This window comes from Acidithrix ferrooxidans (assembly GCF_000949295.1).
GTDB classification, from domain to species: Bacteria; Actinomycetota; Acidimicrobiia; order Acidimicrobiales; family Acidimicrobiaceae; genus Acidithrix; species Acidithrix ferrooxidans.
Window position 1 is genome coordinate 24,826 of the sequence record NZ_JXYS01000070.1, and the last position, 23,501, is coordinate 48,326.

A 23,501-nucleotide genomic window follows, 5' to 3' on the forward strand; every position below is an offset into this window, starting at 1 on the left:
ATGAACATAGTTGGTGATTAGTTAGGTCTAAGGTCGATGCGAAAGACTAGGATTCCGTCCTCTAATGACGCGTTAGCGTCACCGAGCATAGCAAAGTCCATATAGTCGTCTTTGGCTTGTTGGATAAATCTCTGTCTTTCGGGTCCCTCTACTGGGGGAATTCCTCGAGCTTTAACGGCGCGAGCGCGGGCTTGGAATCTTTTAATCATCTCTTCGGGACTAAACTCAGTGTTACTCATAGTTAATAAGTTATCTTGAATGCAAAGTATTGCAAGCACCGTTAACGATGCGCTACTAGGCTGTTTTGGGTAAAATTGGCATCTTGAATAGACAGATGGTCACGACAAGCTTGTACCCGTCGGTGACGGCGAAGGTAGCGGATTTGGGATTGTTGCGGTTTTGAGTTATCGGCGATGTGCATCGCCTTCCGCGACTGGAAGTTTGGCTCCTTCGCTCGAAGTATTAAGGGGAGTAATAGGTGAAAAAAGGACGACATAGGCGTTACGAAGAGGCACGGATGGCCAAGCGAGCCTTTGTCAAACCTGTCGTTCGTTGTGTTGAATGTAATGGTGACTCGGTGCGCGGGCATGCAGATTGGTGCATGGCCGCCTCAGAGGAAGAACAATTGCTCGAAGAAGGGGAACTGTATTCCAGCGGTGCCCTGGACGACGATGATGATGATGACGAAGATGAAGAAGATGAAGAAGATGAAGACGACGATGATGATGAATATGACAGAGACGTCAAGGGTGTTCATCGCATTATTGACGGACGTCATTAGTTGAGATTTGATGCTGCAGTATCTTATACAGTGCAGTATCTTATCGAGCGCCAGACTTGACGGGTTGGCTTATATGGGTGCTTAGTCGCTTTTATAGGTCTTCCCATGGACGGCCCTGAGGTGATCTTTGTTGCCTCTTTCGGACTAGATTCAAATGGGCTCACTTTCAATTAGTCTTGCCCAATTGGATGATGGTCGCTGAGATTTGTATTTTGATTGGTTTATGAAAGCGTAGAATTGCTCCGAGCTTTTGATGATGGAAAGATATTCGCAAAGATTGATGGCCATGGCCCTCAACTTGTTGTAGCGCTTCATGGTTGGTCAAGAACTTCAAATGATTTTTTGAAGTTGGTGTCAACTTTGGACATGAATCGTTTCAGGTTAGTTCGTTTTGATCTACCAGGTTTTGGCGAATCTGCCCCTCCGGACGAGCCGGTGGGAACACAATATTATGCGAGTGCTATAGATCGCGCGATCTGTGAACTCCTTAGTGGCGATGACGCCTTTGGAGAGGATTCCAGGGTTATCTTAGTGGGCCATTCTTTTGGTGGCCGGATCGCGATTCGAATCGGGGCCGCTCGTCCGAAGTGGCTTGGGTCGCTGGTTGTATCTGGAGTTCCTCTCTTTCGAGGTGGCTCGTCTCGCTCTGTGCCTCTTTCTCTATCGATCGCCAAATTCCTAGCATCGAAGGGGATAATTGGAGCGCCTCGGCTGGATAAGATCAAGTCAAAACACGGCTCGTTGGACTATCGAAATGCTCAAGGAGTGATCCGAGATATCCTTGTCAAGTCGGTCAATGAAGACTACTCCGATGCTCTAAGTATGATCGAAGTGGATACATTTTTGATCTGGGGCGCCCTAGATAGTGCTGCCCCAATAGATATGGCACGGAGGGCGCTTGAGATCTTGCCGCGTGGAAAGTTGGATGTGATAGCTGATGGTGACCATTTTGCCATCTTTAGTGATCGCTCTAGCCTCTCGAAAACGATTGACGAAATAAGCAATAATCGCTTAGGAACCCTTTGAAAGGAATCGGCGAGGGCCAAATATGATTCTGTCGCAAATTAATGTCGCAACTTCGCCGATCTTCCTCGTGGTGGCATTTGCTATCTCTGGAGCATCGGCAATTCGATGGATACGTGTGGCTCAACGCGAGCACTATGTGCCAGGATATGTCTTTCGATTCATGCTTCGGTGGTACTTTGCTCGCGACAACGCTTGGAATTTCTCTCTTTCGTTTGTCATGATACTTTTGCTCTTTGCAACCACATCAAGACCGGCAGTTGTCTCTTCGTCGGTCTTTTGTTTCATTTCGATCGGCATCTTGACATTGGTTTTGCCTTTGGGACTGGGTATCAAAGGTCGAACTTCGCCTTTAAAGTGGACCCGTCGTGCGCGATTGCTCTTTGGCGTGACTCTCGCTATAAATTTCGTCATATCGGTTGCCTCTTACTTTTTTGGTTTGGCATCTTCAGTTGGTGCTGTTGAGATGGCAATTGCATCTTTGGTAGTAGAGTTAGGTACCTGGATTACCGCCCCTCTAGAGGAGCGTTCGATAGCCCCTTTTGTAGCGTCGGCAACTTCGAAACTTAATTCGATCAATCCAAAGAGGGTTGCAATCACTGGCTCCTTCGGAAAGACTTCGACCAAGGTCTATTTGGCTCAATTGTGTCGGGAGTCGATATCAACTCTGGCTTCTCCTGCTAGCTACAACAACCGAGCTGGATTGGCTCGTACAGTTAATGAGAATCTCCTTCCAGGTACTGACCTCTTTATAGCTGAAATGGGCACTTTTGGGCCTGGTGAGATTGCCGCTCTTGTTGAATGGGTGCGCCCAACTGTGGTCGCGATTACTGCCATTGGCCCTGTTCATCTTGAGCGTTTTGGCTCTGAGGAGAACATACTCAAGGCAAAGACAGAGATAGCCAAGTATGCAGAGGTCGTGGTGTTGAATGTCGATGACCCCCGCTTGATGGTTTTGGCGAGCGAGCTTGAGCGTCAAGGCAAGAAGATCTGGCGGGTTTCTGGCGTGGAACTTGCACGCAGTGTCGCAGTATTGACAGATGACGACGGTCGTAACGTCGTCTACCACGATCAAAGGCGCATAGGTTCGACTATGACACCCGTTGCCAAGACCAATTTGGCAGTCGCGGTGGCTATGGCTTTAGAGCTTGGAGTCACTGAAGCTGCAATTGGGAGCGCTCTTACATCTCTAGAGCCTGCCAAGAACCGTATGAACATAGCCAAACTTGAGAGTGGGGCATCGGTAGTTGACGATACCTACAACTCAAATCCTTCTGGTGCGCGAATGGCTCTTTCGCAGGCGGCAACGATGTTATTTGCCGGTTCTAAGCTGATCGTGGTTACCCCAGGAATGGTAGAGCTAGGAGATCGTCAGTACGATGAGAATCGACTTTTCGGCGAAGAGATCGCCTCAGTCGCGACCGATTTGGTTATCGTGGGACTAACCAATAAACGAGCTCTACATCGAGGAGCACTTGGCGAAGTCCAATCGGGACGTTCTAAGGTGCGAATCACATATCAACCCACCAGAGATGCAGCGGTCAAATGGATCAAAGCTAACTCAACCTCCGGTGATGTTGTTTTGTATGAGAATGACTTGCCTGACCACTATGCCTGACCACTATGCCTAAATACCCAGACGCCTAAATGCCTCTTTGGTTAGATAAAAACAGGCCTTGAAATGCCTATCGGCTATAGGTAAACAATGGTATTTCTTGGGCGCAGCCTATGGCGTCTTTGGCCGCCCCTTCACAGATCTATGAGTGCCTATAATAGAACGCCCGAACAATGGTACAGGCTATTTTACTGGACCCAAATTCTATTCCATAACGTGCCCGCCCTGCCTTCTGAGGGCTCCTTCGGCGCCCAAGGAGAGATGTGCACCATCTGGCTTACGAGCCAAGTGTGCCCCGTGCCATCACGAAAGAGAGCTTGACCATTGTTTCTCTTACTGTCGGCTGACCAGTAAATCTCCGTGGGGTGTTGCGGTTCACTCACTGGGTGGCTTTAGGGTTGAGGCGGTCGCTATCTATCTCGATAGCGTGACTTTCTTCGACTTCGACCACCTCGCGGCCAGAGGTGTTCAACAAGTCATCTATACAACTGACTATTCCACAACTTGCGACCACGCATAAGTGGAGCTTGCTACCACCATCAACGTATCTGAAATTCGATACTAGATGTCTCGTTTTTCGAGATTTATTATGGATAAACCTCCCTTTATTGGATTAGAAAGTCACTTTCGTCTTTCCGCAGGGTTGTGGAGAACTCCTTTGGTGCCTAGAACAGGCGCCAAAGTCACTAAAGGATTTTGGCGACTTTGTCATGTCCAATATTACTAAGACGCTAAGTGAGCGTGGTAGTAAATCTATTGAGATGAATGATACGGCCACTTTGAAACGATGGGGGCCGTATCGTTCATCTCTTATTTCAAAAGGCAACGTGGCAAATCAACCAGCAGTGAAATCTATCCTAATTTAGATGCGATAGTGCCAGCGGATGAGAGCGCCGATCCATCAGCTCCTGCGGTGGTAGGTGCGAAGGTGCTAACTTCGGTTGCTTCAGCAATTAGGTCTAGGAGTAGATTTTCAAATGGAATCATAGGTTCTATGAATAGATACTTAGAGAGACTTCCAGGTATGGTATTTATCTCATTGACATAGAGTTCATCGACTCCGTTTGAGAGGAAGTCAATTCGGGTTATTCCTCTCAGCGGCACCGCATCTACAAGGCGGTTGGCGTAGTTGTAGATTGACTCCCTGATGACATCCGATAGTTTTGCTGGAAGTTCACGAGGAGCCTCCACCATGCCTGTGCCGCCTACGTACTTGTCCTTGTAAGTTAAAAATTCCCCGCCAGACTTGTCTCGTAGCGGTCGTTCAATGGCCGACAGAACTAATTTAGGGAATGTTTTTACCGCAATTTGTAGATCGAAAAGATCGCTTCTAAATGGTTCGATTACTGCGCCCAGTTTTAGATGAACATTAGTTCGCAATCTAGCCTTAGCGGTTTCGAGATCGCTAACCACGTCAATTCCGATGGATGAGCCCCCGTACCTAGGTTTTAGGATAAATGGTGAACCGAAGGTGATTGTTTGTGGTTGGGTCGTATGGCTCAGGAGGTGCCGGTCTAAGTGGGCTATTCCCAAGTTTGCGCATAGGCCAGCGAATGCGAGCTTGTCCATTCCTAAACTAGCACCTAAGGCGCCCGGGCCGCTGTATTTGATTCCCGCAAGATTTAGAAGGGCTTGTAAGCTACCATCTTCGCCGGGTCCGCCATGTAAGGCATTCAAAACCACGTCAATCTCAAGTTTTTTTGGCTTAGAGAAGCTCTTGCCGCCCTGATAGAACCCAGGAGAATCCCCGAGGTGAATTGTAAGTTTTTCTACCTTTGCTGGTAATCCGCTTGCGAAAGAGGAGGCCTCACAGCCATTTGGAAGTAGAAAAAAGTCCCCACCTTTTGACCAATAAATACTAGACACCTTGTGGATGGAGTTCAAAAGACCCCGTTCCGCTTGGAGGCCTGTCAGGATGGAGATGTCGTGCTCTGGTGATATGCCTCCAAAGAGAACAGCGACGTTTGCCATATCTTTTCTCCTACTTCGTATTTAGTCATAAATTGTAATTAGTGCGCAAATGAACCCACTGGGGCATTTTTTAGATTTGCGCTACTTCAAGATGTCTAGCCTACCCGAAGATCTCTTTAGAGCCCATCTGAAATTTTTGCCGCCTAAGTAATTTAAGGTCTTTATTATTTGGAAGGAAAGTAGGGAAATTCACTCGGACCATCGATTGGTATCAAAGCCTTTCACGGATGCATCCTGGGGATATATCAATTTGACCATCAAATATTCGATCTTTGGTGATTTTATGATCTGACTTTGATCATATTGGCATCAAAACGAACTCGAAGGGTTCCCTCAAAAGGCTACACTTTCCTATCAGTGCAAGATCATTTCGAAGACAAAGCCGAACAGCGCTTCACCGATGCGGGTGAAGAGGTCCTTTATGTGACCAATCCGCACTTTCTATACCTATTTCGAGCTATAGCGTCGGCCTTTATCATGGCGGTACTCTTTTTCACTTCGATATTTATCTTGCCTTGGCTGCCGATCCTGATTAAGTTTTTGCTTGGCTGTCTTTTGATTGTAGCGGTTTGCTACTTTGTCTTTAAATATCTTCAATGGAGGCGAATTGAGTGCGTAGTTACTCCAAGGAGGCTGATTACGGCGTCGGGAGTTTTTACGATCCGAAGTTCGGAGGTTCCACTTGAGAGAATCGGTGAGATAACACTCAATTCGCCTCTCTTTGAGAGATTGATCGGAGTCGGTAATCTGAGAGTCGCCTCCCTTGGCGAGGATTCAGATATTAACCTGCACTTTATCCCACAACCGGCCAAGCTAAAGGCTGCTATTAATAGAGCCAGAGAGGCACGTAACACCAAAGGGACAGGTGCTGCAGCGCCAGCGGCTCTCTTTTCGGCACTCGATGAGATAGTAAAATTGGGAGATCTTTTTGATAAAGGTCTAATAACTCGAAATGAGTTCGAGCGCTATAAAGCGATATTGTTTGCACGCTTCGAACGAGACCATGGTGCTCCTATGAGCGGTGACTCTTAAAACTGATAGATACCACAGCAGTAGGCGCTGGCGGGTTTAGGCTCAGAAAGTGAGAAAGCTCCTCGTAGTGATCCTTGGTTATACATGCTCGAGCAGCTATCCTACTTAGCTCTGTCGGATCGCGAAAGTCTCCACGAGGACGCTCCCATCGGTCGATCTTTGGTTCGAAACCCAATGCACGAACGATTTCGACGATAATTTCGTAGTTGGGGTCGATGGGTCGTTCATAGTGATGAAATTTGGTCCAGATTTCACGCGTGCTGAAGTGTGGATGCATAGCAGTGACTTCTATTACCACCTGAGCTGCAGAAGAGTCGACCAATGCTGATATGAACTCTACAGGCGATGCAATGTTATAAAGGACGTTCGCACAGACCACAACAGCGGCACTGACTGGTTGCGAAGTCGGCCACTTGCTCGTCAAGGTCGTGAGTTTTTGGTGCGGTATCTGAAGGGTGTCAGCGGCTATTTTCAGATGGGCAAGCATCTCTTGGCTCGCATCGAGAGCTGTTAGATGGGAAAATGTCTGGTTCAGCAAGAGTGAAATGCCACCTGCTCCGGCCCCTACGTCAAGCAAGCTACGGTCGCTTGGGTCAAGTCGCTCGAGAGCCTCTCTGACTTCGCGAACTGTTGGTGTTTGGGCTCGTGAGAAGTCCGGATAGAAGAGCAAAGGATCCAAGCGGAAGGGTTCAAGGCCCTTTGCCTTGGTGAAGGAATCTGGAATCGCCCATCTCTCTAAGGACGTTGACCAAAATGAATTTAGCTTCTCTAATCGTGACTTCATAGACTTTTCGTTCAAGCAATTGGATCTTTATATCAAGACAATAGCCCCAAAAACTATTCCGAGCCACTCCAAGGCGACAACAAGATCATATTTTGCTTGCATCGATCGACTAATTTCACCTTAGGTAATAGGCCAATCGTTTCACTCGCAATTGGGAGTGAAACTTGGACCATAGGATAAAGCCGCAATTCAAACGGCGCCATTTAGGTTTGACCTAGGGTGGCCTTCTCGTCATAGTTAGTTTTAGCCGTCACCAAGGGAGTGCGCGCTTTTTCTTTTGCATCTACGACCTCGATCTAAAGTCCAAAGGATGAAACGCTTTCGAGGGCAAGATTGTTTAGAACAATTGAGATTAGGGCGATTGCAACTTTGATACTAGTAACCTTTTGAATCAAACGTGAGGTAACGTTTTGATACTGTTGAATCAACCCTGGGGCGCCGGCAAGCCATTTACTCCAAGGTAGGAGCCTCTAGAGATTGACTTTTGACCCCGAAAACATTTTATTAGGCTTATTAGAGAGGACTAAATACCATGGTTGGAAAGGGTGACGGCCAGAATGTATCTAATGTCGCTGTGCCTAATGACGCTTTGATCGCCTCGGGTAGCGGTGGCCAGGCGATGATAAGTAACTCTGCGCCGCTTTTAGGTTTTAGAGTGCTGGAGTTTGCCGGAATTGGTCCTGGTCCATTCTGTGGGATGCTCTTAGCAGACTTAGGGGCGACAGTCGTTAGAGTCGATCGAGCCATAGATGGTGATAAAAAAGATGACCGCGAACTTCAAGAGCGATACCTATCAGATGTGATGGGCCGCTCTAAGTTGTCGATCGACCTCAATCTAAAGGACCCTGCCTCCCGTGGAGTCCTGGAGGAGTTGATTGCCAAGAGTGATGTGCTCTTAGAGGGATACAGACCCGGAGTGATGGAGCGTCTAGAGCTTGGCCCATTGGATGTCGAGAAGATAAATCCCACGATGATATATGCCAGAATGACTGGTTGGGGCCAAAGTGGACCATTGTCGGCACGTGCTGGTCATGATATGAACTACATCTCCCTTGCCGGTATCTTGTCGATGATTGGTCCGTTTGAAGCCGAACCTGTGATCCCTCTAAACCTCGTTGGTGACTTTGGCGGCGGTGGCATGTTTATGGCGTTTTCGATCGCTGCAGCTCTAGCTGGGCGTGCTTCAGAGGAGCGATTCATGGTGATTGACACCGCTATGTTTGAAGGGGCGGCGACGCTTGCATCGATGATCTTTGGTATGCGCTCGAATGGCTCTTGGATCGATGAACGCGATAGCAACCTGTTAGATGGCGGAGCGCCATTTTATTCAATCTATAGGTGCAAGGACGGAGGATATGTGGGGGTTGGAGCTTTGGAGCCTCAGTTCTATGCGACTTTGATTGATCGTTTGGGACAAAGTGAGAACGAACTTTTCTCAAAGCAGTACGATAAGGCAACTTGGCCGGCGATGCGAAGTGCCTTTAGCGAGATCTTCCTTGGTCAGAATCGGTCCTACTTTGAAGAGCTCTTGGGCGACATAGATGCTTGCACCTTTGGGGTTTTCACTCCTAGTGAAGCGATTGACCACCCCCATAGCCGTTTTCGTGGCTCATTTAGTGAAGTTGGAGGAGTGTCTCAACCCTCTCCAGGGCCAATCTTTAATGCGACACGTCCTAGTGTGCCAGGGTTGCCTCCTTATCCTGGACGTGATCGGGAAAAGATCATGGAGATCTTTCAAATTCAAAGGTAGCGTGACCGCTACAGAAGTTGTATCGGGGCCGTAGGAGATAAAATTGTGTAACATATCCGTAATCGAAAAACTGATCGGGTCTAGTTCTTGTATCAACTAGATTCATCGTATTCAATTGTGGGTGAAAGACCCAAATAGTGATGAATGAATAGTCAAGCTAATGGAACCATCAGGGAGAATGCTGTGACGTCGCAAAGTCTCGACGTTTTGAAGAACGATGATCCACGGCTAGGCTATTTTTATCACCCTGTCGCTCTTGAGACGGAAATCACCGATGGATGGTTGAAGGCAACACTTCTGGATGTCGATTGGCTGATCGTCAAGACGTTTGATGGTTCCCTGGTGGCATATCGAGATAGGTGCCCTCATCGAAGCGCGCCATTGTCTACGGGCACTGTTTGTGATGGCATAATCAGTTGTGGCTATCATGGGCACCGCTTTGATGATAGCGGCAGATGCATAGAGATCCCAGCCATACAAGATCAAGCTCATATTCCACCCACAGCCCGTCTAGAGGTCGCATATGGAGTTATCTGCCGGTATGGAATAATCTTTCTCGCCCCCAAGGAGCCTAACGCACCGATAATTGAGATCTCTGAGGCGACAGATAGTGCCTTTATGGCAGGGTATCTGGTTCCAAAGAATGTCCGCCAGCACTGTGGTTATTTGGCTGACAACTTTCTTGATATGGCGCATTTCCCCTTCGTTCACACTCAAACTTTTGGCGACGAGGCGACGAGGCTGGTTGACAATTATGAGATTATCTCCAAGTTGGGTGGTTTTACTGCGCGTTATGCACATCAATTTGCCAATCGTGAAGATCCAGGCGTTGCTTTGGGGGAGCGAGAGTTGATTCAGCGACGTGAACTGATCTACACCTATGTGGCGCCTTTTAGCTTGAGCTTGCGTATATCATTTTTGGAAGCAGATGGCGTCAATATGATCGGATTTTTCATATCGCCGGTAAGAGATGGTGTCTCTCGCCTGTTTTGCATTCTCTGGCGAAATGATATGAATGGTACGCAAGCCGAGATGGATGAAGCGGTCGCTTTCGAGGAGCGTGTTCTTCAAGAAGATCTACTACTTCATGAGCAGTATAAGACAGATGGTTTCCCGCTGGATTTACGCTTTGAAGTCCATACCAAAGCCGATCGTATTACGGTCGCTCTTAGGAATGAACTTCGACGCAGATTGAGTGAGGATGCGATGTAACCTCTAGGCCTCATGGCTACAACTAGCTTTGAATGTAAGTCACATATTTCATAGGAATGCACCCCATAATTAGTCTGTTTAGGAGAAAATTAATTGGTAAAAGAAGCTTTTGAAATACCTATCGCGGAGTCTGGTCCCGTTGGTATTGAGCGGCGCGGTATTGACTATATACCTGCCCGTGAGCGCTGGGCTAAGCCGGTAAACCTCTTTTGGATGTGGGGAGGCGCGATATTCAATGTAGAGATATTGGTCTATGGCGCTGTCTTGATGAGCTTTGGCCTGTCGTTCGCTCAATCTGTAATAATCATTCTGGTTGGCAACCTCTCTTACTTTCTTTTGGGACTTACCTCTCTTCAAGGACCCGAAGCCGGGACGACGACCTTTACGATCAATCGGGCAAGCTTTGGACAAAACGGTTCTAAGTTAATAGCCTTCTTCAACTGGCTGACGCAAGTTGGCTTTGAGACAGAAGGGCTGGCTCTGATCGTAATAGCGGGCATTGCCCTCTTGTCGAAGGCCGGAATTCATACATCGACTGGAGTTAAAGTTGCTATCTTGCTGGTAGCTGCTGCGATTCAGTTGCTTCTGCCGCTCTTTGGCCACCAGGCCATTTTGAAGGCGATGAAGATGCTGTTTTTGCCCTTTGTCCTATTGTTTATCGTATTTGCGATCTTAGGACTTGGCAAAGTCAATCTTCACTCGGTGGCACATGGAGCTAACTGGCAGACTATGACCGAAGGACTTGCCTTTATCCTTGCCGCATCTGGCTTGGGTTGGACTGAAAATGGTAACGATTTCTCTCGTTATTTGCCTCGCGAGAGCTCGCACAAAAAGACAGTCGGCTGGGTCTTTCTTGGAACTTACATTCCATCGGTTGCACTTATGATTCTTGGCGCGGCCGTCGCTACTTATGTTGGCAGCGCATCGGGGAGCATCACCGGTATTGCTGAGAAGTTCACTCCTTGGTTTATATGGCCGTATTTGATCGTCTCCATCATTCAGTTGTTCGCGATCAATAGCTTGGACCTTTACTCCTCTGGAGTTACCTTGCAGGCGTTGGGGTTGAAGATCTCTCGTTGGCAGGCTGTTATCTTAGATACTATAATCTGTACTTCGCTGACGGCTTATGCTATCTTTTCTTCCTCCTTTAACACCCTATTGCAGGAGTTTATCCTCTTTATAATCGTTTGGGTTGCCCCTTGGACTGCTGTCTATCTGGTTGATTGGCTGCTTCGAAAGCGCCGTTATTCCGCTTTGGATCTGCAGCGATCAAAGGGAGGCATCTATTACCGTAATGGTGGTGTTCACTGGGTGGGTATCATCGCCCAGGTATTGGGTATGGCGGGAGCTATGTTGACAATTGACGTTTACCCCCATTACGTCTCGATCTTTTCGAACGCGACCAACGGTGCGGATATCTCGGTGTTCGTAGGATTTTTTGTAGGCGGTATCTCTTACTGGCTGTTGGCGCGAAATCAGGTAACCAAGGAAGCTCTAGAGCAACCTCTAGAAATTGACGAGTTGGCTATTGCAAATATCAATCCAAACTAGTGCCAGAGATTTAAGATTAATCTGTTGGGCTTATAGCCCCGATATGACTTGATGATCTAAAGATATGATCCCTTTGGATCCTTTGATGTTCAAAGGATCTAAAGGGATTTTTTTATCAGGGACCGCCGATAGGTGCTTGAAGATAGCGTAGATCTACATTATTTGGACTGTTATGCCAATGAGTTAGATCTGGATAGAGCTATACCCACCCCTGTATTTTTAGCAATGCGACTCTAGTGATTAGTTTCGAGCAATTCGTTTCCAGCAATTGACCTTGAAGGGGCTTGGCAATTTCGATGCAGCAATAGTAAAGCAGCGTCAAAGCATTCTTTGATATTTTTACCTTCGATGAGCTTGAGCTCTTTAATAGAAAGAAATAGTCAATGGCGTCGATTGATCAATTGCAGGTGGTTGCGGAAATACAAAGAGCGTCAATACAAGGTAGTAGTGGGATATCTTTTGCATGAACTAATCTTCAATGGCTATCAATAAATGGTGCTTTAGAATAAATGGGTGGCTCCACCCCTCACCGATGTAGTGGTGCTGGAGCTATTCCAATTTCGTTAATGGGGTTTTATGGGTGCATTAGCAGCGGCGTTAGTTGGGCGGTATCGAATCGGGAGCCAGGCCGATCGAGATGGGAATCGTTTGGATTTATCTATGTGAGGTTTCAAGTTGTTGATCGAGATTGACCTAAAAGTCTTTATTGGCCAAGGCTACTTTGATTTTTTAGAGGGTTTTAATCGAATGAATCTAAATTTAATTGTCGCGTGGAAGGCCTTAATTCTCTTCTGTTGAGCAGATCTTTTGATTTTCATTAATTTTTATATAAGATAAAACTAAATTGTGATGATTGGTGCGGCAATTGTTTTACGTAGGTAAAGGTAAGCGCGGTGAAGTTCGCCTCTCGAGTGAATCCCATCTATTGGTTTTGGGTCCTCCTCGCTGTGGAAAGACTAGAAATATCGTCATGCCTAACTTGAATGAGCTCGATTGTGCTGTAGTGGTCACCTCGACCAAGGAGGATATCTTCAACGAGACCTTTCGCATACGCCAGAAACTTGGGCGGATTTGGATCTTTGACCCACTAGAAAGTGTGCCGCTGGACGACTCGCAGACGATTCGTCTCAACTTTTCGCCCGTTACTTCTACTTGTGACTTTGAGAGAGCAGTACTTATGGCACGTGCGATGTTGGGTGCGAGCGTAACTGGTGCAAGGGGCGGCTCGCTATCTTTTTGGGAAGAGAGAGCCGAGGCGGTAATTGCTCCGCTGCTCTTGGCTGCCAATGTGGCAGGTTGGTCCATGGTCGAGGTGATGGATTCTATTGAAAATAAGGAATTAGAGTCCGCTATATCGATTTTGGAGGCTAATTCGCATCCAGAGGCGGCTCGGACCTTGGCCTCAATATCACTTTCGGCACCCAAGGAACTCTCGGGAATTACTTCAACTGCAGCGGGGATATTGTCGGGATATAGGACGCCGAAGGTTCTACGATCGGCAAAGATGGCTAACTTTTCTCCAAGTGACTTCGTTAGCTCCAAAGACACCGTATATATTGTCGCACCCTCAACGCATCAGGCTATTTTGGCACCGATTGTACTGGGTCTTCTTCAATCGATCAGAGAGGCTGCCTATAGCCAGGCTGCTTTAGACCAACGAATGGCCAAGTCTTCTCGACCTCGACCCTCAGTAGCTCTGCTTTTAGATGAGATGGCCAATATTGCGCCGATTAGAGATCTTTCTTCTATTCTCTCTGAGGGCGCATCGCAGGGGATTTTGGTGATGGGAATTTTGCAGGATCTCAGTCAAGCCCGATCTAGATGGCCAGGTTTGAGCGATGGCTTTCTTACTCTCTTTGGTAACACAGCAATCTTTCCTGGGATAGCCGATGTTCGCACCCTTTCGGATCTATCTATTCTCTCTGGTGAGCGAATTGTAGAGCTCCCTACGAAGTCTAAATCTACCAGAGGATATCGCCAAGAATCGCTCACATCTTCCTTCAAGCCCCTTTTGGCCCCTCACGAGATCTCGACTGGGATAAAGGGCGAACTCCTACTCTATGTGACGAGGAGTGGCTTTTCGAGAGTCCTAGTTGACAACCGTGACAGTCCGAGCTTCTCATTTCGAAAAAGGGGATTTGGTGATACGACGAGAAAAAGAGAGATCCGAGCGTCATTTTCTCGTCGACTCTCCCAGGGCAATTACAAGGACAAGAAGAGGGATGACGGCCTTTCGATCTGAGTTTTTCAATTTCACATATCCAAAGGGCCACCCTGGTAAATAAGATGCCGAGGGATCCTAGAGCCTCAGCGCTTGAATTTTTGCGATACTGGCGAACCCAATAGATAATAAAGCTAAGCGCTGTGGTGGATGCTTGGTTGGTTAGGCAAGCTAGAGAGGTATTTTGGAGTTAGGAGAACACTCGAATTTATGGGGGCACTCGACCTTGGCCGAAGTCGCCTTTTGAGCATGGATCGACGCGACTGGAAGTGATTTTGTGGAACTTATTTAGATTTCTGGAGTCGGCTTAGTGAGGATCGGTGTTAGCTTGTGTTGCTGAGACGATTGCCCTTTGGCGGCCAGGCCTATTTTCTTGCATTCCGGGGGTGTGGTAGCCTCTATGAGAAAACAGAGTTTTTGGTGGCTTTAAGAGATCGACGAACCTTTTGGTATTTCATTTTTCCTTATATTCTTTGAGGTCTCTTTGGTCTGTCGACAATATGGTGGTTTGCTCTTACGACCCTTACGTCGATGAATATCGCTAGCGTGGATGCTAGGAGGTAGCAAGAGTAAATCATGATAGTTGGATCAGTAACTAGCTTTCACGCGGCATGGGCTTGGATAGTCATTATAGGAAACGCATTGGCGGGGATTTGGACGCTTTTGGCGATTCGTTACCCAGCGCTACGAACGCGTGCGTTGTGGTGGTTTACTATCTTTGTCCAAGGCGCGATATATGTTCAAGTCCTTACAGGGATCTACTTGGTGGCTTCGGAGCACAAGAAGATGATTGCTTTTCATCCTTTTTATGGATTCGTGGCGATAATTGCATCGGGTTTTTTATTTGCATATCGCGATTCAATGCGCCATCGACTCTACTGGCTATATGGCATCGGCGGCCTCTTTGTCTCAGGTCTTGGGATACGCGCATATCTCGTTGCCCAAAGTTTCCATTAGCTTGGTGCCTAGTTCATTTTCCGCTTTATTGAGTGGTCGGGTGACTTTGACGTTGCGCTTGGTTCGAACGATTGCCAGGGTTTTTGAACTGCTTATCGCTGACACTTACCAAATAAGAGCCCCATTTATTTCTTTTCGTCTAGGAATTATCTTTTCCTGAATTGTCGTTGATGGATTTTCTCTTTCTGAGGTGGCATTACAGGAACGTTTTTCCAACTGGCACTTTATGGTCGTAATGTTCTCGATCAACTAACTTTTGTGCGCTGACTATTTTTGGTTCTACATATCCAACTTTCCTTTCGCTCGTGTCGAATGACTACTATGTTAGGCTGGTGAGGTCAAAGAGATCTCTCCAGTATCAGATGATGGCGGAGAGCAATCCTATTTCATTTTGATTAACGTCAAGCCGTAACTATTTGTGACTGCAGAGTTAGTTAAAGTCTTGGCGGAGTGTTTCGGCGAAACTCTAATCGCAAATGTGGATGGCAATATTGATCTGGCGAAAACTTCAACCTTTCATTTATTTTCGATAGGTGTCTAGGACAATGTCTCTATAGCGTGGGTTGGTCATAGCGTCTCTTGGAGCTATGAATTTCATCTTTTTGAGGAGACTACATTGAAGGGGTCTGATAGGCGGTTCTTTGGCCAGCTAGAGCTGATTCAGAAGTTTGTTTGCTCATGGTACAGTAGAAGATTTGACGGAGACTATGGATATTTATGACTGAATCAATGTTGCTTCTTGTTCTGAATCTAGCAGGAGTTTTTTTCTTTGGTCTCAACGGTTCACTGATTGCGTTGCGCCAGACCAGCCTTGACCTTATTGGTGTCGTGGTTGTTGGAATGGTGACTGCCCTCGGCGGGGGTACCATTAGGGACGTCTTGATCAATTCACTTCCACCGGCGACCTTCGCCGACTGGAGATATTTGGCTGTCGCTGCAGCGGGAGCCCTTATTGCCTTCCTCGTGGGCCATCATTTGGAGCGCTTTATCTCCGTCATTGACGTAGCTGATGCTATTGGATTGAGCCTCTTTTGTGTGGCCGGTGCGGACAAGGCTATGGCCTTTGGCCTTGGACTCTCTCAGTCGGTTATTCTTGGTGCGATCACTGCGGTTGGAGGGGGGATGATTAGAGATGTGATCATCCGTCAGGTTCCTACCGTACTCACCAAAGGTCTATATGCGGTGCCCGCAATAGTTGGTTCGATCTTGACTGTCGCCTCGATTCGCCTTGGCATTTATGGAACCTCGGCAATTGTCATCGCTGCTTTGAGTTGTTTTATAATTCGTATTCTTGGAATGTATTTCAATTTGAATGCGCCCAAGCCGCCTTTTAGAGACAAGATACAATAATGTGTGGCGACGGAGCTTTTGTTTATGCACATACCAATAGCTCTTTTAGCGTGGATAGGTGCCGCAAATTCGCATCTAGAACAAAGGATCTGATCTAGATATTAGAGGCTGGCACCGCTAGGTATCAACGGCAATTAGAAAATGCATGAATATCGCCATTTAGCATGAATAGTGCCACGTAAAATACATGCGCAATGACCGATAGAGAATGCCTCATATTGTTAGAAAAAGAAGAATTAAGGGCCTTGTCTACGGCAACGTTGAACTTTGACGACTCCTAATGTCTGGCGAGCCCAAAATTTAGGAATAGCTAGTTTGGGAATATCTCTCAAGTTTGACTTCCATTAGGGCTACTGGAGGCAATGTGCCTTGCGCTTAGGGGCTCGTAACTCGATAAATTGATATAACAAGATCACAGGCCCAGATCACAGGCCCAGATCACAGGCCCAGATCACAGGCCCAGAGTGGTTTTGCGATACGATAGGGGACCGGACTAAGGGATCTTTAAGTTTATAGCAGCTAGCCTCCGAGAAAGAGTAAATAATATGGTGAAAGAGCGAGCCAGTCGCCTCGTAAAATTAAAACCCGACGATTTATCTCAAGATCAGGCGGTGCTCTACGATGAGATTGTATTTGGCCCAAGGTCAAAAGGATCCCAGCAATCGTCCCTTGTCGATAGCGACGGAGCTCTAAGGGGACCGTTTAATGCAATGTTACTGGCGCCTAAGCTAGGTCATGCTCTTTCTCAGTTGGGCACGACAATTCGCTATTTTGGTGAACTCTCTGGTCGAATTCGAGAGGCCGTAATATTAATGGTTGCCAAAAAGTGGGAGTGCGACTTCGAACGGAGCTCCCATGAACCTTTGGCGCTAGAGGTCGGTCTCACCGACGAAGACCTCTCGGCGATCTCTCAAGGTGGCTTGCCATCGGCGAAGACTCCTTCAGAGGCAACAGCATTTTGGGCAGCAAGTTTGCTTTTGGGAGCTGCAGATTTGGACGATTTGGATTTTGAACGCTGCGTTAGAGATCTTGGTGAGAAAGGGATCTTCGAACTCACAACCTTGATTGGTTACTACTCGACTCTCGCTCTTCAAATGCGAATCTTTGGGATTTAGGCGACTCCAAAGTAAGCAGGTTAAAGCAATTGGACACCACCTCTATATCAAGTCGCATTCTGGGGATTGCATAATAATACGAGATATTGCGATGAATAGCCGCTATAGTTACCAGTGAGTCGGAGTTTCTGGCGTATTTTTATCGCGGTCGCTTTGGCTAGGGTATAAGCGCAATTACTCGGTGTGAATTGTTAAAGTGCACATATTTAACATGTGACTTTTTTGTGATTCAGTCAGTTGTGATTCAACATAAAGCAAGGTTGGCAAAATAATTTAGTAGCCTTCTTCTTGGCTATCACGATTGCGTCTGATTGGTATCTTGGTCAGATCTTCGTCTAGGCTAGATCTTTAAGTGGGGTATTTTGTTTCATTAATGCCTTAGGTAATCTGTCAATTTATTCTTTTATTGATGCAGCAACTTTTGAGCTTCTTGCGACTTCCGCATGGACATTGGTCGTTTCTTTGAGCATGTTTGATCGCTGTGCGAAACTCCTTTTCTCGCTGTGCGATTTGATCCATTATTTGGTGAATCGGTTGCGACCTTCTCTTTAGTACTACCATTTCGCTAATGTAAGGCAGGATATGGCTATAGGAGGAGAGATATCCTTCGCAGAGGTAGTTGAGGCCGCTTTGGCCATCTTTACTGGTTGCGAATCGATCCTTTGGGCATCCGCCGTTGCAAAGTTTTCGCACTGGGCAACTCTTACATTGGTCTGGTAGTCCCGTTGATTTAGTGGCTCCAAATTCGACTTGTCGGTCCGAGGTCAGGAGTAGTTCAAGACTATCTCTTTGGATATTTCCTAAGTAATGGTCGTTATTTACGAAGTGGTCGCAACTGTAGATGCTGCCGTCGTGTTCCATGGCTAAGACATTTCCGCACTTTGGGGCCATAACGCAAAGATTTGCGGGCTTATCGTCAACGACAAGGAGACATTCGAGAAAGTTTTGGATTCCGATTCGTTTTAGGTCGTATCGAACCCATTCATCAAAGACCTCATTTAGAAAGTCGCCCATCTTTCTTGGTTCGACTGATAACGGTAGGAGCGTTCCGGTTTCGTCCCTAGCGACTACCGGTAGGAACTGTAGCCAGCTCACTTTCAGATCTAGGAAGAAGTGATATACCTCTTGAGGGTGATTTACATTAGTGGAATTAAGGGTGCATAGGACGTCAGGTTCAATTCCATTGGTGCGAAGCTGGTTTAACCCTTGGAGCACCTTTTTGTGGGTTGGTCTATCAAGGCGGTCTTTCCGATTTATATCGTGGAGATGTTCGGGTCCATCGATGCTAATGCCGACACTGAATTTATTCTTCTTTAGAAGTTTACACAGAGCATCGTCGAGGCGGGTGCCGTTCGTTTGAAGATTGTTCCAAGCTGACCACCCCTTCGGAAGATGGCGCTTTTGAAGTTCGATGACACGCTCAAAGAACCCTTTACCGGCAAGGGTAGGTTCTCCTCCATGGAAGGCAAAGGGTACCACGGGGCCGCTACTTGCTGCGATAGTTGACTCTATGTAATGCGAAAGAACCTCGTCGGACATTCTAAAAGGTTCTCGTTTTGGAAAGAGTGAGCGTTTGTCAAGATAGTAGCAATAGTCGCACGAAAGGTTACAGACCGGACCAACAGGCTTTGCCATCACTAGAAATGGTGAAGATAGGGCCATCGTTTAGCTCCTGTACTGGATAAATTTGTAGGTTAGACCTCGATTAAAGGCTTACCTAGGTTTCCATAGAACCCTAGACCGTTTCTTGACCGAAGGATCAATTGTGATTTCGTTTAATATAGTTGGTGCCGCAATTTGTTTAATCAACGCCTCGTCGATGGCGATAGGGTTTCTTCGCCCTGGGGAACATTGTCCATCTAAATGGCGAAGGCTTGGCTCTTTAGGTTTTATTTTTTAAAGTGGTCGAAGTCATTTGGTGGAAATTCGAATCGAACCTGTCTGAGGTCACCAAGGTCTGATAAAAACCTAGATCTAGGAGACGTTCAAGGTTTATGGAGTCTTATAAAGGTCCCGGCATGACAATGCTTTAGGCGTACAACCCTAGTGTCTCTTCGAGGGTTGCAGGGTTCTAAAGATCATTTTCTCGGTGGGGTGAAGGGTCTTCAGGAAGATTTAGATGACGTGTAGTCGGACACGTGAGGGTTCGCGTCACACCTGGGATCTTTTGGATTGCTCCTGTTACTGAACGTCCTAAGGTCAGCAGGTCGCTAGCGTGCACTTTAGCAATGATGTCATAGGGTCCCGTAACTTCATCTGCTGACTCTACTCCAGGTGCGTCCCTAAGGGCTTTTCCTACTTCGGCTACCCGTCCGATTTCTGTCTGTATCAACACAAATGCTGCTATCAAGGTTGCTTCTTCCTAGTTTTTGCTGATCCATTAATGTAATGGCCAGATTGTAATCTAAGGCATGGATCTCATCTGCCTGCCTTTAGTTAACTCTCAGAGATTCCTAACAACCTGGTGAAAGGTAAGGCCAACACCCCATAGTAAGCGGGTTCGAATTTGAGCCTAGCTCAGAGGCAGATTAGTTTGTGCGAATTATTTCTCGGGTTATCGTTGTTCGGAGAGCGATTGTCGGCGGCGGACTAGAAATTTTGCTCCGTTAAGGTTGATTTGTGCTCGGTATCGTATCAGAGATATCGGTACTCCAAATTGGCCTTTTGTCTCCAAGACGTTAGAGGGTGAGTTCATGGCGTAATATTTAGAGCGTTATCTTGGGCCTCCCATTAGCGTATTGGATTCGACTTTGGAAGTAATAGGATATTATTTTCCTGTTTTGGTTGATTTTGCGTTTTTTGCAAAAGTTGATAACCCTAGGTGTCGAAAGGTAAAACTTAGCTAAATTTCTTTCGTGGATCTTGCTTCTTTGAATCAGTACTTGTTGGTGGATAACCTTTGATATTTTTGAAATATTCTTGATGTGGTAATTTCTAAAGGCTAAAATAGTCTCAATTATTCAAAGGTATTTGATATCTTAGTTTTGAAGCCGCTCTGTGGTTTGAACTCAACGAATCAAGATCTGAGCGAATAGCTACGAACTAGCGTTCTTGAGTTGAAGAGGCGAGCAGTTATCATTTGGGTTAACCAAAGGCTGTTGGTCACTTTGGCCCAAGATTCGCAAAGATGGAGCAGTTGATGACGATATCGTTTGAAATTAGCCAATCATATCCGACCCGAGACCAAAGTGATTTGGAGATCTTAGATCCGAGTCGGGTTCGCGCTCTCCATCGTCTCTTTGACCGAAGCGACGATGACTTCGACCTCGACGGTGGCCTTTGCATTCTCGATCATTGGGTCTATTTCTGGAACGATTTTCCCACCTCTCTAATTGGTGATGACGGACATGAAGTGGTGGGCGATTTTCTTCGGGAATATAACTTCGCTAACCCTCGTCGTATGTATGCCGGTGGTGAGATCAGATCGCTCGAAAAGCTAGAGTTCAATACCCAGACCAGGATGGTATCGAAGATTGAGGAAGTCGTCAATAAGAATGGACGTTCCGGGGCCATGGTCTTTGTGACTATTAGACACGAGATCTTTCAATCTGAGAGGCTATGTCGAACGGAATCTCAACGTCTTGTCTACTTGGAAGGTCCGAGCAATGCTACTTATCCCGAAATTGTAAATATCGGTGCGCACTATTTACCTAGGGCTCTAATTGACTATGGGGAGGTCTCTGAACAAGGAGATCTGCGTGCACATATGATAGCGTCAGCTTCAGCTCTATTTCGCTTTTCGGCGCTTACTTACAACTCGCACAGAATACACTTAGATCGTCAATATTGTCAAGAGGTTGACCATTATCCGGGGTTAGTTGTCCACGGTCCGCTCTTAGCGATGGCGGCTTTGGAGGTAATTTCACGGATGGATCCAAGTCGGCAGTTGCGTAGCTTTGACTTTCGAGCTCATGCTCCGGTCTTTGAGGGCGAGTCGGTGGAGCTTTGTGCAAAGAATGTTAATGATGACAATGTTGAGGTTCATCTTTTCAAAGGTGATTTAGGGGTGATGGTGGTTAATGGGCAATACTTCTAATGAGAATATCCCAGATGCAGTCACTTCGCTGATGTCGATAATGGTAGGCATGGGTTATAGCGTTCCAGGTGACTCTCATCTGGCCGATGACTGTGTTGAGATAGCTCAAAATAGTGATCTAAAGAGCTTCTTGAACGGTAAAGATGGGTGGATATTGCCCGACCCGTCGCGATTCAACTATCGCCGCAAGGATGCATATGTGGTCCTAAGGGCATTTATCGAGGCGGTCTCTAATGGATCTGGCCTCTATAGAGATCCTTTTTCTAAGTACCATACGATGACGCCATTGTTTCATATGAATCGCGGCTTTTGCTGTAAGAGTGTCTGTCGGCATTGTCCGTTTTTGACGCGGGTCGTCTATGACGACAAGACAGTGGGATTGATTGAATGTGCACTTCAGGGCGTGGTGTTGGCCTCAAAGACCCCAGTAAAAAGCCGAGTAAAGACTTCGACAAAGACTGCAGCCATGAAGTCCTAGGATGCAAAGATTTCCGCGTACAAGTGCTTAGATTCTGTAAGTAGATTCTATACTAAGTGGATTTTCGAGTTGTTGATGGGGCACGCAGAGCGTGGTGGATAGTTCTGATTGACTTCTAGTTGTTTCAGCATCGAACTCTTCCTATATTCTCCTTTAGGAAATTGGTGATCAGGTGAATTTCGACTCCTTATCCATGATTCACAAGGAGTCTCGAACCTGATATCTGATGGTTTAACTTTGCCAGCAGGTTATTCGAGGGGCTCTTGAAGTGACTTTTTGGGTTGTTGGCCTAGCGTTTGCGACAAAGCATTTGCGATAAAAGTTTTATCTCTTAATCCAGCATCCTTGTTGCTTGATAAAAGAGATCGAGTCAATTCGCTGGTTTTCATACTCAAAGTCTCACAGAGGGTCTCGGAGGCAAGGGATCGTTTTTCCTTTTGAGGGGGCACATGACATAGAGCAGACGACACAGAGTTAGGCGGCAAGCTATAGACAACCTTTGTCGAAGCTTTTGAACTTACTCTCTGGAGCTGTTTTTGGACATCCTTTGGTAGTCAGGTAAGTTTGGCCAGCAACAGGGCGAAATTTACCTTTTGCCGTGGTCGCAGGATTAGTTGAAGTGCTGCCATCCTTTTGGCTGGTAGGTTTTTCCAAAGAGGTGACGCTGGTCTGGCATGGCCGTGCACTCTCCAATTAGATATGGTGCCGTAAGACCCGCTTTTTTAAAGGCCTCTAAGATTTGTTCTGGCATTGAGGCTGTAAATATCAACTCGTAGTCCTCGCCACCATTGAGGGCGTCAGATAAACTTGCTCCCCTGGCAATCGGTACGTCTGTGAGGTTGATGCCAACTTTTGATCCCTCTGCTATATGCTCAAGATCGCCTAGGAGGCCATCCGAAATATCAATGGCGCACCCAATACCTAAGGCGGAGATCAAAAGTCCCGCTTTCAGAGCGGTGTTTGGCTCAAGATGGGCTCTTATGGCATCTTTTTCATCTGAACTTTGAGGAAGCGCTTGGTTTTGAAGAAGTTTAAGGCCCATGGACGCACCCCCGAGTGGTCCTGTGACAAATATTGACTCTCCAGCTATGGCTCCAGAACGAACCATGACGCGACGCTTGGAGTCGATCTCTCCAATTGCGGTGATGGAAATTGAAAAATCTTTACCAGAGGAGATATCTCCGCCAATTAGCCGAGCACCGAATCCCTTTGCAGCTAGGTCGAGCTCCGTAAGGAGTTGATTTAGATCTACGTCGCCTGGAGAGGTTATTACGGCGAGTAGATACTTAGGAGTTGAACCCATTGCGGCTAAATCCGAGATGTTGACCACAACCGCCTTATTGGCGATCTGACTAAGGCTGAAATATTCACGGCTAAAGTGCACCCCCTCGACTACTATGTCCGCGCATACTACAAGCCGATTGGGTAATGAGATAACAGCTGCATCATCGCCGCCCGGAACGATAATTTCATCATTTGTCTCTTGGCGTGCCCTGTTGAAGGAATTTAGAATCTCGAATTCACTGAGTTTGACTTTTGAACTATTATTTTTTCTTATCCCCTCAGATTTCACCTAGTGCCCTATTTTCTGTAATAATAATTATTCATAACATTGTGGTAAACAG

General features: G+C 46.8%; 19 protein-coding genes. 13 read left to right on the forward strand and 6 right to left on the reverse strand.

The features are described 5' to 3' along the window. Positions 1-17: 17 nt before the first annotated feature. Positions 18-209, reverse strand: a complete 192-nt coding sequence (locus AXFE_RS10600; RefSeq protein WP_235347762.1) for a hypothetical protein — start codon at positions 207-209, stop codon at positions 18-20. 269 nt (positions 210-478) lie between these two features. Here AXFE_RS10600 and AXFE_RS20020 point away from each other — a divergent pair, with 269 nt between their 5' ends. The 3 genes from AXFE_RS20020 to AXFE_RS10615 all read left to right on the forward strand — a co-directional run bounded on the left by AXFE_RS20020 (position 479) and on the right by AXFE_RS10615 (position 3,422). Further along, the gene (locus tag AXFE_RS20020) at positions 479-781 is read left to right on the forward strand and encodes a hypothetical protein (protein ID WP_160291827.1); all 303 of its coding nucleotides are present in this window, start codon (positions 479-481) and stop codon (positions 779-781) included. 237 nt (positions 782-1,018) lie between these two features. After that, on the forward strand, positions 1,019-1,807 hold the full coding sequence (locus tag AXFE_RS10610; RefSeq protein WP_160291828.1) for an alpha/beta fold hydrolase: 789 nt from the start codon (positions 1,019-1,021) through the stop codon (positions 1,805-1,807). Between the two features lie 22 nt (positions 1,808-1,829). After that, a complete protein-coding gene (locus AXFE_RS10615; RefSeq protein WP_052605836.1) occupies positions 1,830-3,422 on the forward strand; it encodes a Mur ligase family protein in 1,593 nt (530 codons plus the stop codon). A gap of 849 nt (positions 3,423-4,271) precedes the next feature. Here AXFE_RS10615 and AXFE_RS10620 read toward each other — a convergent pair. Beyond that, entirely contained in the window at positions 4,272-5,390 is a 1,119-nt protein-coding gene (locus AXFE_RS10620; RefSeq protein ID WP_052605837.1) for a D-alanine--D-alanine ligase, read from the reverse strand. Positions 5,391-5,747: 357 nt separating this feature from the next. Between AXFE_RS10620 and AXFE_RS10625 the strand changes: the two genes are divergently transcribed. After that, positions 5,748-6,422 carry a PH domain-containing protein gene (locus AXFE_RS10625; protein WP_152626032.1) on the forward strand — a complete coding sequence of 225 codons (675 nt, stop codon included), beginning with the start codon at positions 5,748-5,750 and terminating at the stop codon, positions 6,420-6,422. On the opposite strand, the gene AXFE_RS10630 is transcribed toward AXFE_RS10625, so the two are convergent. Beyond that, the gene (locus tag AXFE_RS10630) at positions 6,403-7,206 is read right to left on the reverse strand and encodes a class I SAM-dependent methyltransferase (RefSeq protein WP_152626033.1); all 804 of its coding nucleotides are present in this window, start codon (positions 7,204-7,206) and stop codon (positions 6,403-6,405) included. The genes AXFE_RS10625 and AXFE_RS10630 overlap by 20 nt on opposite strands. A 532-nt stretch (positions 7,207-7,738) precedes the next feature. Between AXFE_RS10630 and AXFE_RS10635 the strand changes: the two genes are divergently transcribed. The 7 genes from AXFE_RS10635 (at position 7,739) to AXFE_RS10665 (ending at position 17,362) form a co-directional block, all read left to right on the forward strand. Further along, entirely contained in the window at positions 7,739-8,956 is a 1,218-nt protein-coding gene (locus tag AXFE_RS10635; RefSeq protein WP_052605840.1) for a CaiB/BaiF CoA transferase family protein, read from the forward strand. 183 nt (positions 8,957-9,139) lie between these two features. Next, positions 9,140-10,168, forward strand: coding sequence for a Rieske 2Fe-2S domain-containing protein (locus tag AXFE_RS10640; RefSeq protein ID WP_160291829.1), 1,029 nt, complete (start codon positions 9,140-9,142; stop codon positions 10,166-10,168). A gap of 93 nt (positions 10,169-10,261) precedes the next feature. Beyond that, the gene (locus AXFE_RS10645; RefSeq protein WP_052605842.1) at positions 10,262-11,719 is read left to right on the forward strand and encodes a purine-cytosine permease family protein; all 1,458 of its coding nucleotides are present in this window, start codon (positions 10,262-10,264) and stop codon (positions 11,717-11,719) included. Positions 11,720-12,584: 865 nt separating this feature from the next. Then, positions 12,585-13,961 carry a type IV secretory system conjugative DNA transfer family protein gene (locus tag AXFE_RS10650; RefSeq protein WP_052605843.1) on the forward strand — a complete coding sequence of 459 codons (1,377 nt, stop codon included), beginning with the start codon at positions 12,585-12,587 and terminating at the stop codon, positions 13,959-13,961. A gap of 555 nt (positions 13,962-14,516) precedes the next feature. Next, positions 14,517-14,897 carry a hypothetical protein gene (locus tag AXFE_RS10655; protein ID WP_052605844.1) on the forward strand — a complete coding sequence of 127 codons (381 nt, stop codon included), beginning with the start codon at positions 14,517-14,519 and terminating at the stop codon, positions 14,895-14,897. 717 nt (positions 14,898-15,614) lie between these two features. Next, positions 15,615-16,247: a trimeric intracellular cation channel family protein gene (locus AXFE_RS10660; protein WP_052605845.1), complete on the forward strand. Its 633-nt coding sequence runs from the start codon at positions 15,615-15,617 to the stop codon at positions 16,245-16,247. A 545-nt stretch (positions 16,248-16,792) separates the two neighbouring features. Further along, positions 16,793-17,362, forward strand: coding sequence for a carboxymuconolactone decarboxylase family protein (locus tag AXFE_RS10665; RefSeq protein ID WP_052605846.1), 570 nt, complete (start codon positions 16,793-16,795; stop codon positions 17,360-17,362). Between the two features lie 390 nt (positions 17,363-17,752). Here AXFE_RS10665 and AXFE_RS10670 read toward each other — a convergent pair whose 3' ends face one another. Both AXFE_RS10670 and AXFE_RS10675 read right to left on the reverse strand, forming a co-directional pair. Then, complete coding sequence (locus tag AXFE_RS10670; RefSeq protein WP_052605847.1) at positions 17,753-19,024, reverse strand: anaerobic sulfatase maturase; 1,272 nt, start codon at positions 19,022-19,024, stop codon at positions 17,753-17,755. Positions 19,025-19,433: 409 nt separating this feature from the next. Beyond that, complete coding sequence (locus AXFE_RS10675) at positions 19,434-19,697, reverse strand: Lrp/AsnC family transcriptional regulator (protein WP_200891258.1); 264 nt, start codon at positions 19,695-19,697, stop codon at positions 19,434-19,436. Between the two features lie 804 nt (positions 19,698-20,501). Here AXFE_RS10675 and AXFE_RS10680 point away from each other — a divergent pair. Beyond that, a complete protein-coding gene (locus tag AXFE_RS10680) occupies positions 20,502-21,398 on the forward strand; it encodes a hypothetical protein (protein ID WP_052605849.1) in 897 nt (298 codons plus the stop codon). After that, positions 21,382-21,876, forward strand: coding sequence for a DUF5522 domain-containing protein (locus AXFE_RS10685; protein WP_052605850.1), 495 nt, complete (start codon positions 21,382-21,384; stop codon positions 21,874-21,876). The genes AXFE_RS10680 and AXFE_RS10685 overlap by 17 nt, the downstream gene beginning before the upstream one ends. A 610-nt stretch (positions 21,877-22,486) precedes the next feature. Here AXFE_RS10685 and thiL read toward each other — a convergent pair. Then, positions 22,487-23,449 (reverse strand): thiamine-phosphate kinase, encoded by a 963-nt coding sequence (gene thiL / locus AXFE_RS10690; RefSeq protein WP_052605851.1) that lies wholly within the window; start codon positions 23,447-23,449, stop codon positions 22,487-22,489. Positions 23,450-23,501 lie beyond the last annotated feature (52 nt).

Bases quoted from the DNA above. Each gene is read 5' to 3' on its own strand.
- AXFE_RS10615 (WP_052605836.1), top strand. From the start codon at position 1,830: ATGATTCTGTCGCAAATTAATGTCGCAACTTCGCCGATCTTCCTCGTG.
- AXFE_RS10680 (WP_052605849.1), top strand. From the start codon at position 20,502: ATGACGATATCGTTTGAAATTAGCCAATCATATCCGACCCGAGACCAA.
- AXFE_RS10620 (WP_052605837.1), bottom strand. From the start codon at position 5,390: ATGGCAAACGTCGCTGTTCTCTTTGGAGGCATATCACCAGAGCACGAC.
- AXFE_RS10655 (WP_052605844.1), top strand. From the start codon at position 14,517: ATGATAGTTGGATCAGTAACTAGCTTTCACGCGGCATGGGCTTGGATA.
- AXFE_RS10685 (WP_052605850.1), top strand. From the start codon at position 21,382: ATGGGCAATACTTCTAATGAGAATATCCCAGATGCAGTCACTTCGCTG.
- AXFE_RS10630 (WP_152626033.1), bottom strand. From the start codon at position 7,206: ATGAAGTCACGATTAGAGAAGCTAAATTCATTTTGGTCAACGTCCTTA.
- AXFE_RS10670 (WP_052605847.1), bottom strand. From the start codon at position 19,024: ATGGCCCTATCTTCACCATTTCTAGTGATGGCAAAGCCTGTTGGTCCG.
- AXFE_RS10635 (WP_052605840.1), top strand. From the start codon at position 7,739: ATGGTTGGAAAGGGTGACGGCCAGAATGTATCTAATGTCGCTGTGCCT.
- AXFE_RS10665 (WP_052605846.1), top strand. From the start codon at position 16,793: ATGGTGAAAGAGCGAGCCAGTCGCCTCGTAAAATTAAAACCCGACGAT.
- AXFE_RS10600 (WP_235347762.1), bottom strand. From the start codon at position 209: ATGATTAAAAGATTCCAAGCCCGCGCTCGCGCCGTTAAAGCTCGAGGA.
- AXFE_RS10660 (WP_052605845.1), top strand. From the start codon at position 15,615: ATGACTGAATCAATGTTGCTTCTTGTTCTGAATCTAGCAGGAGTTTTT.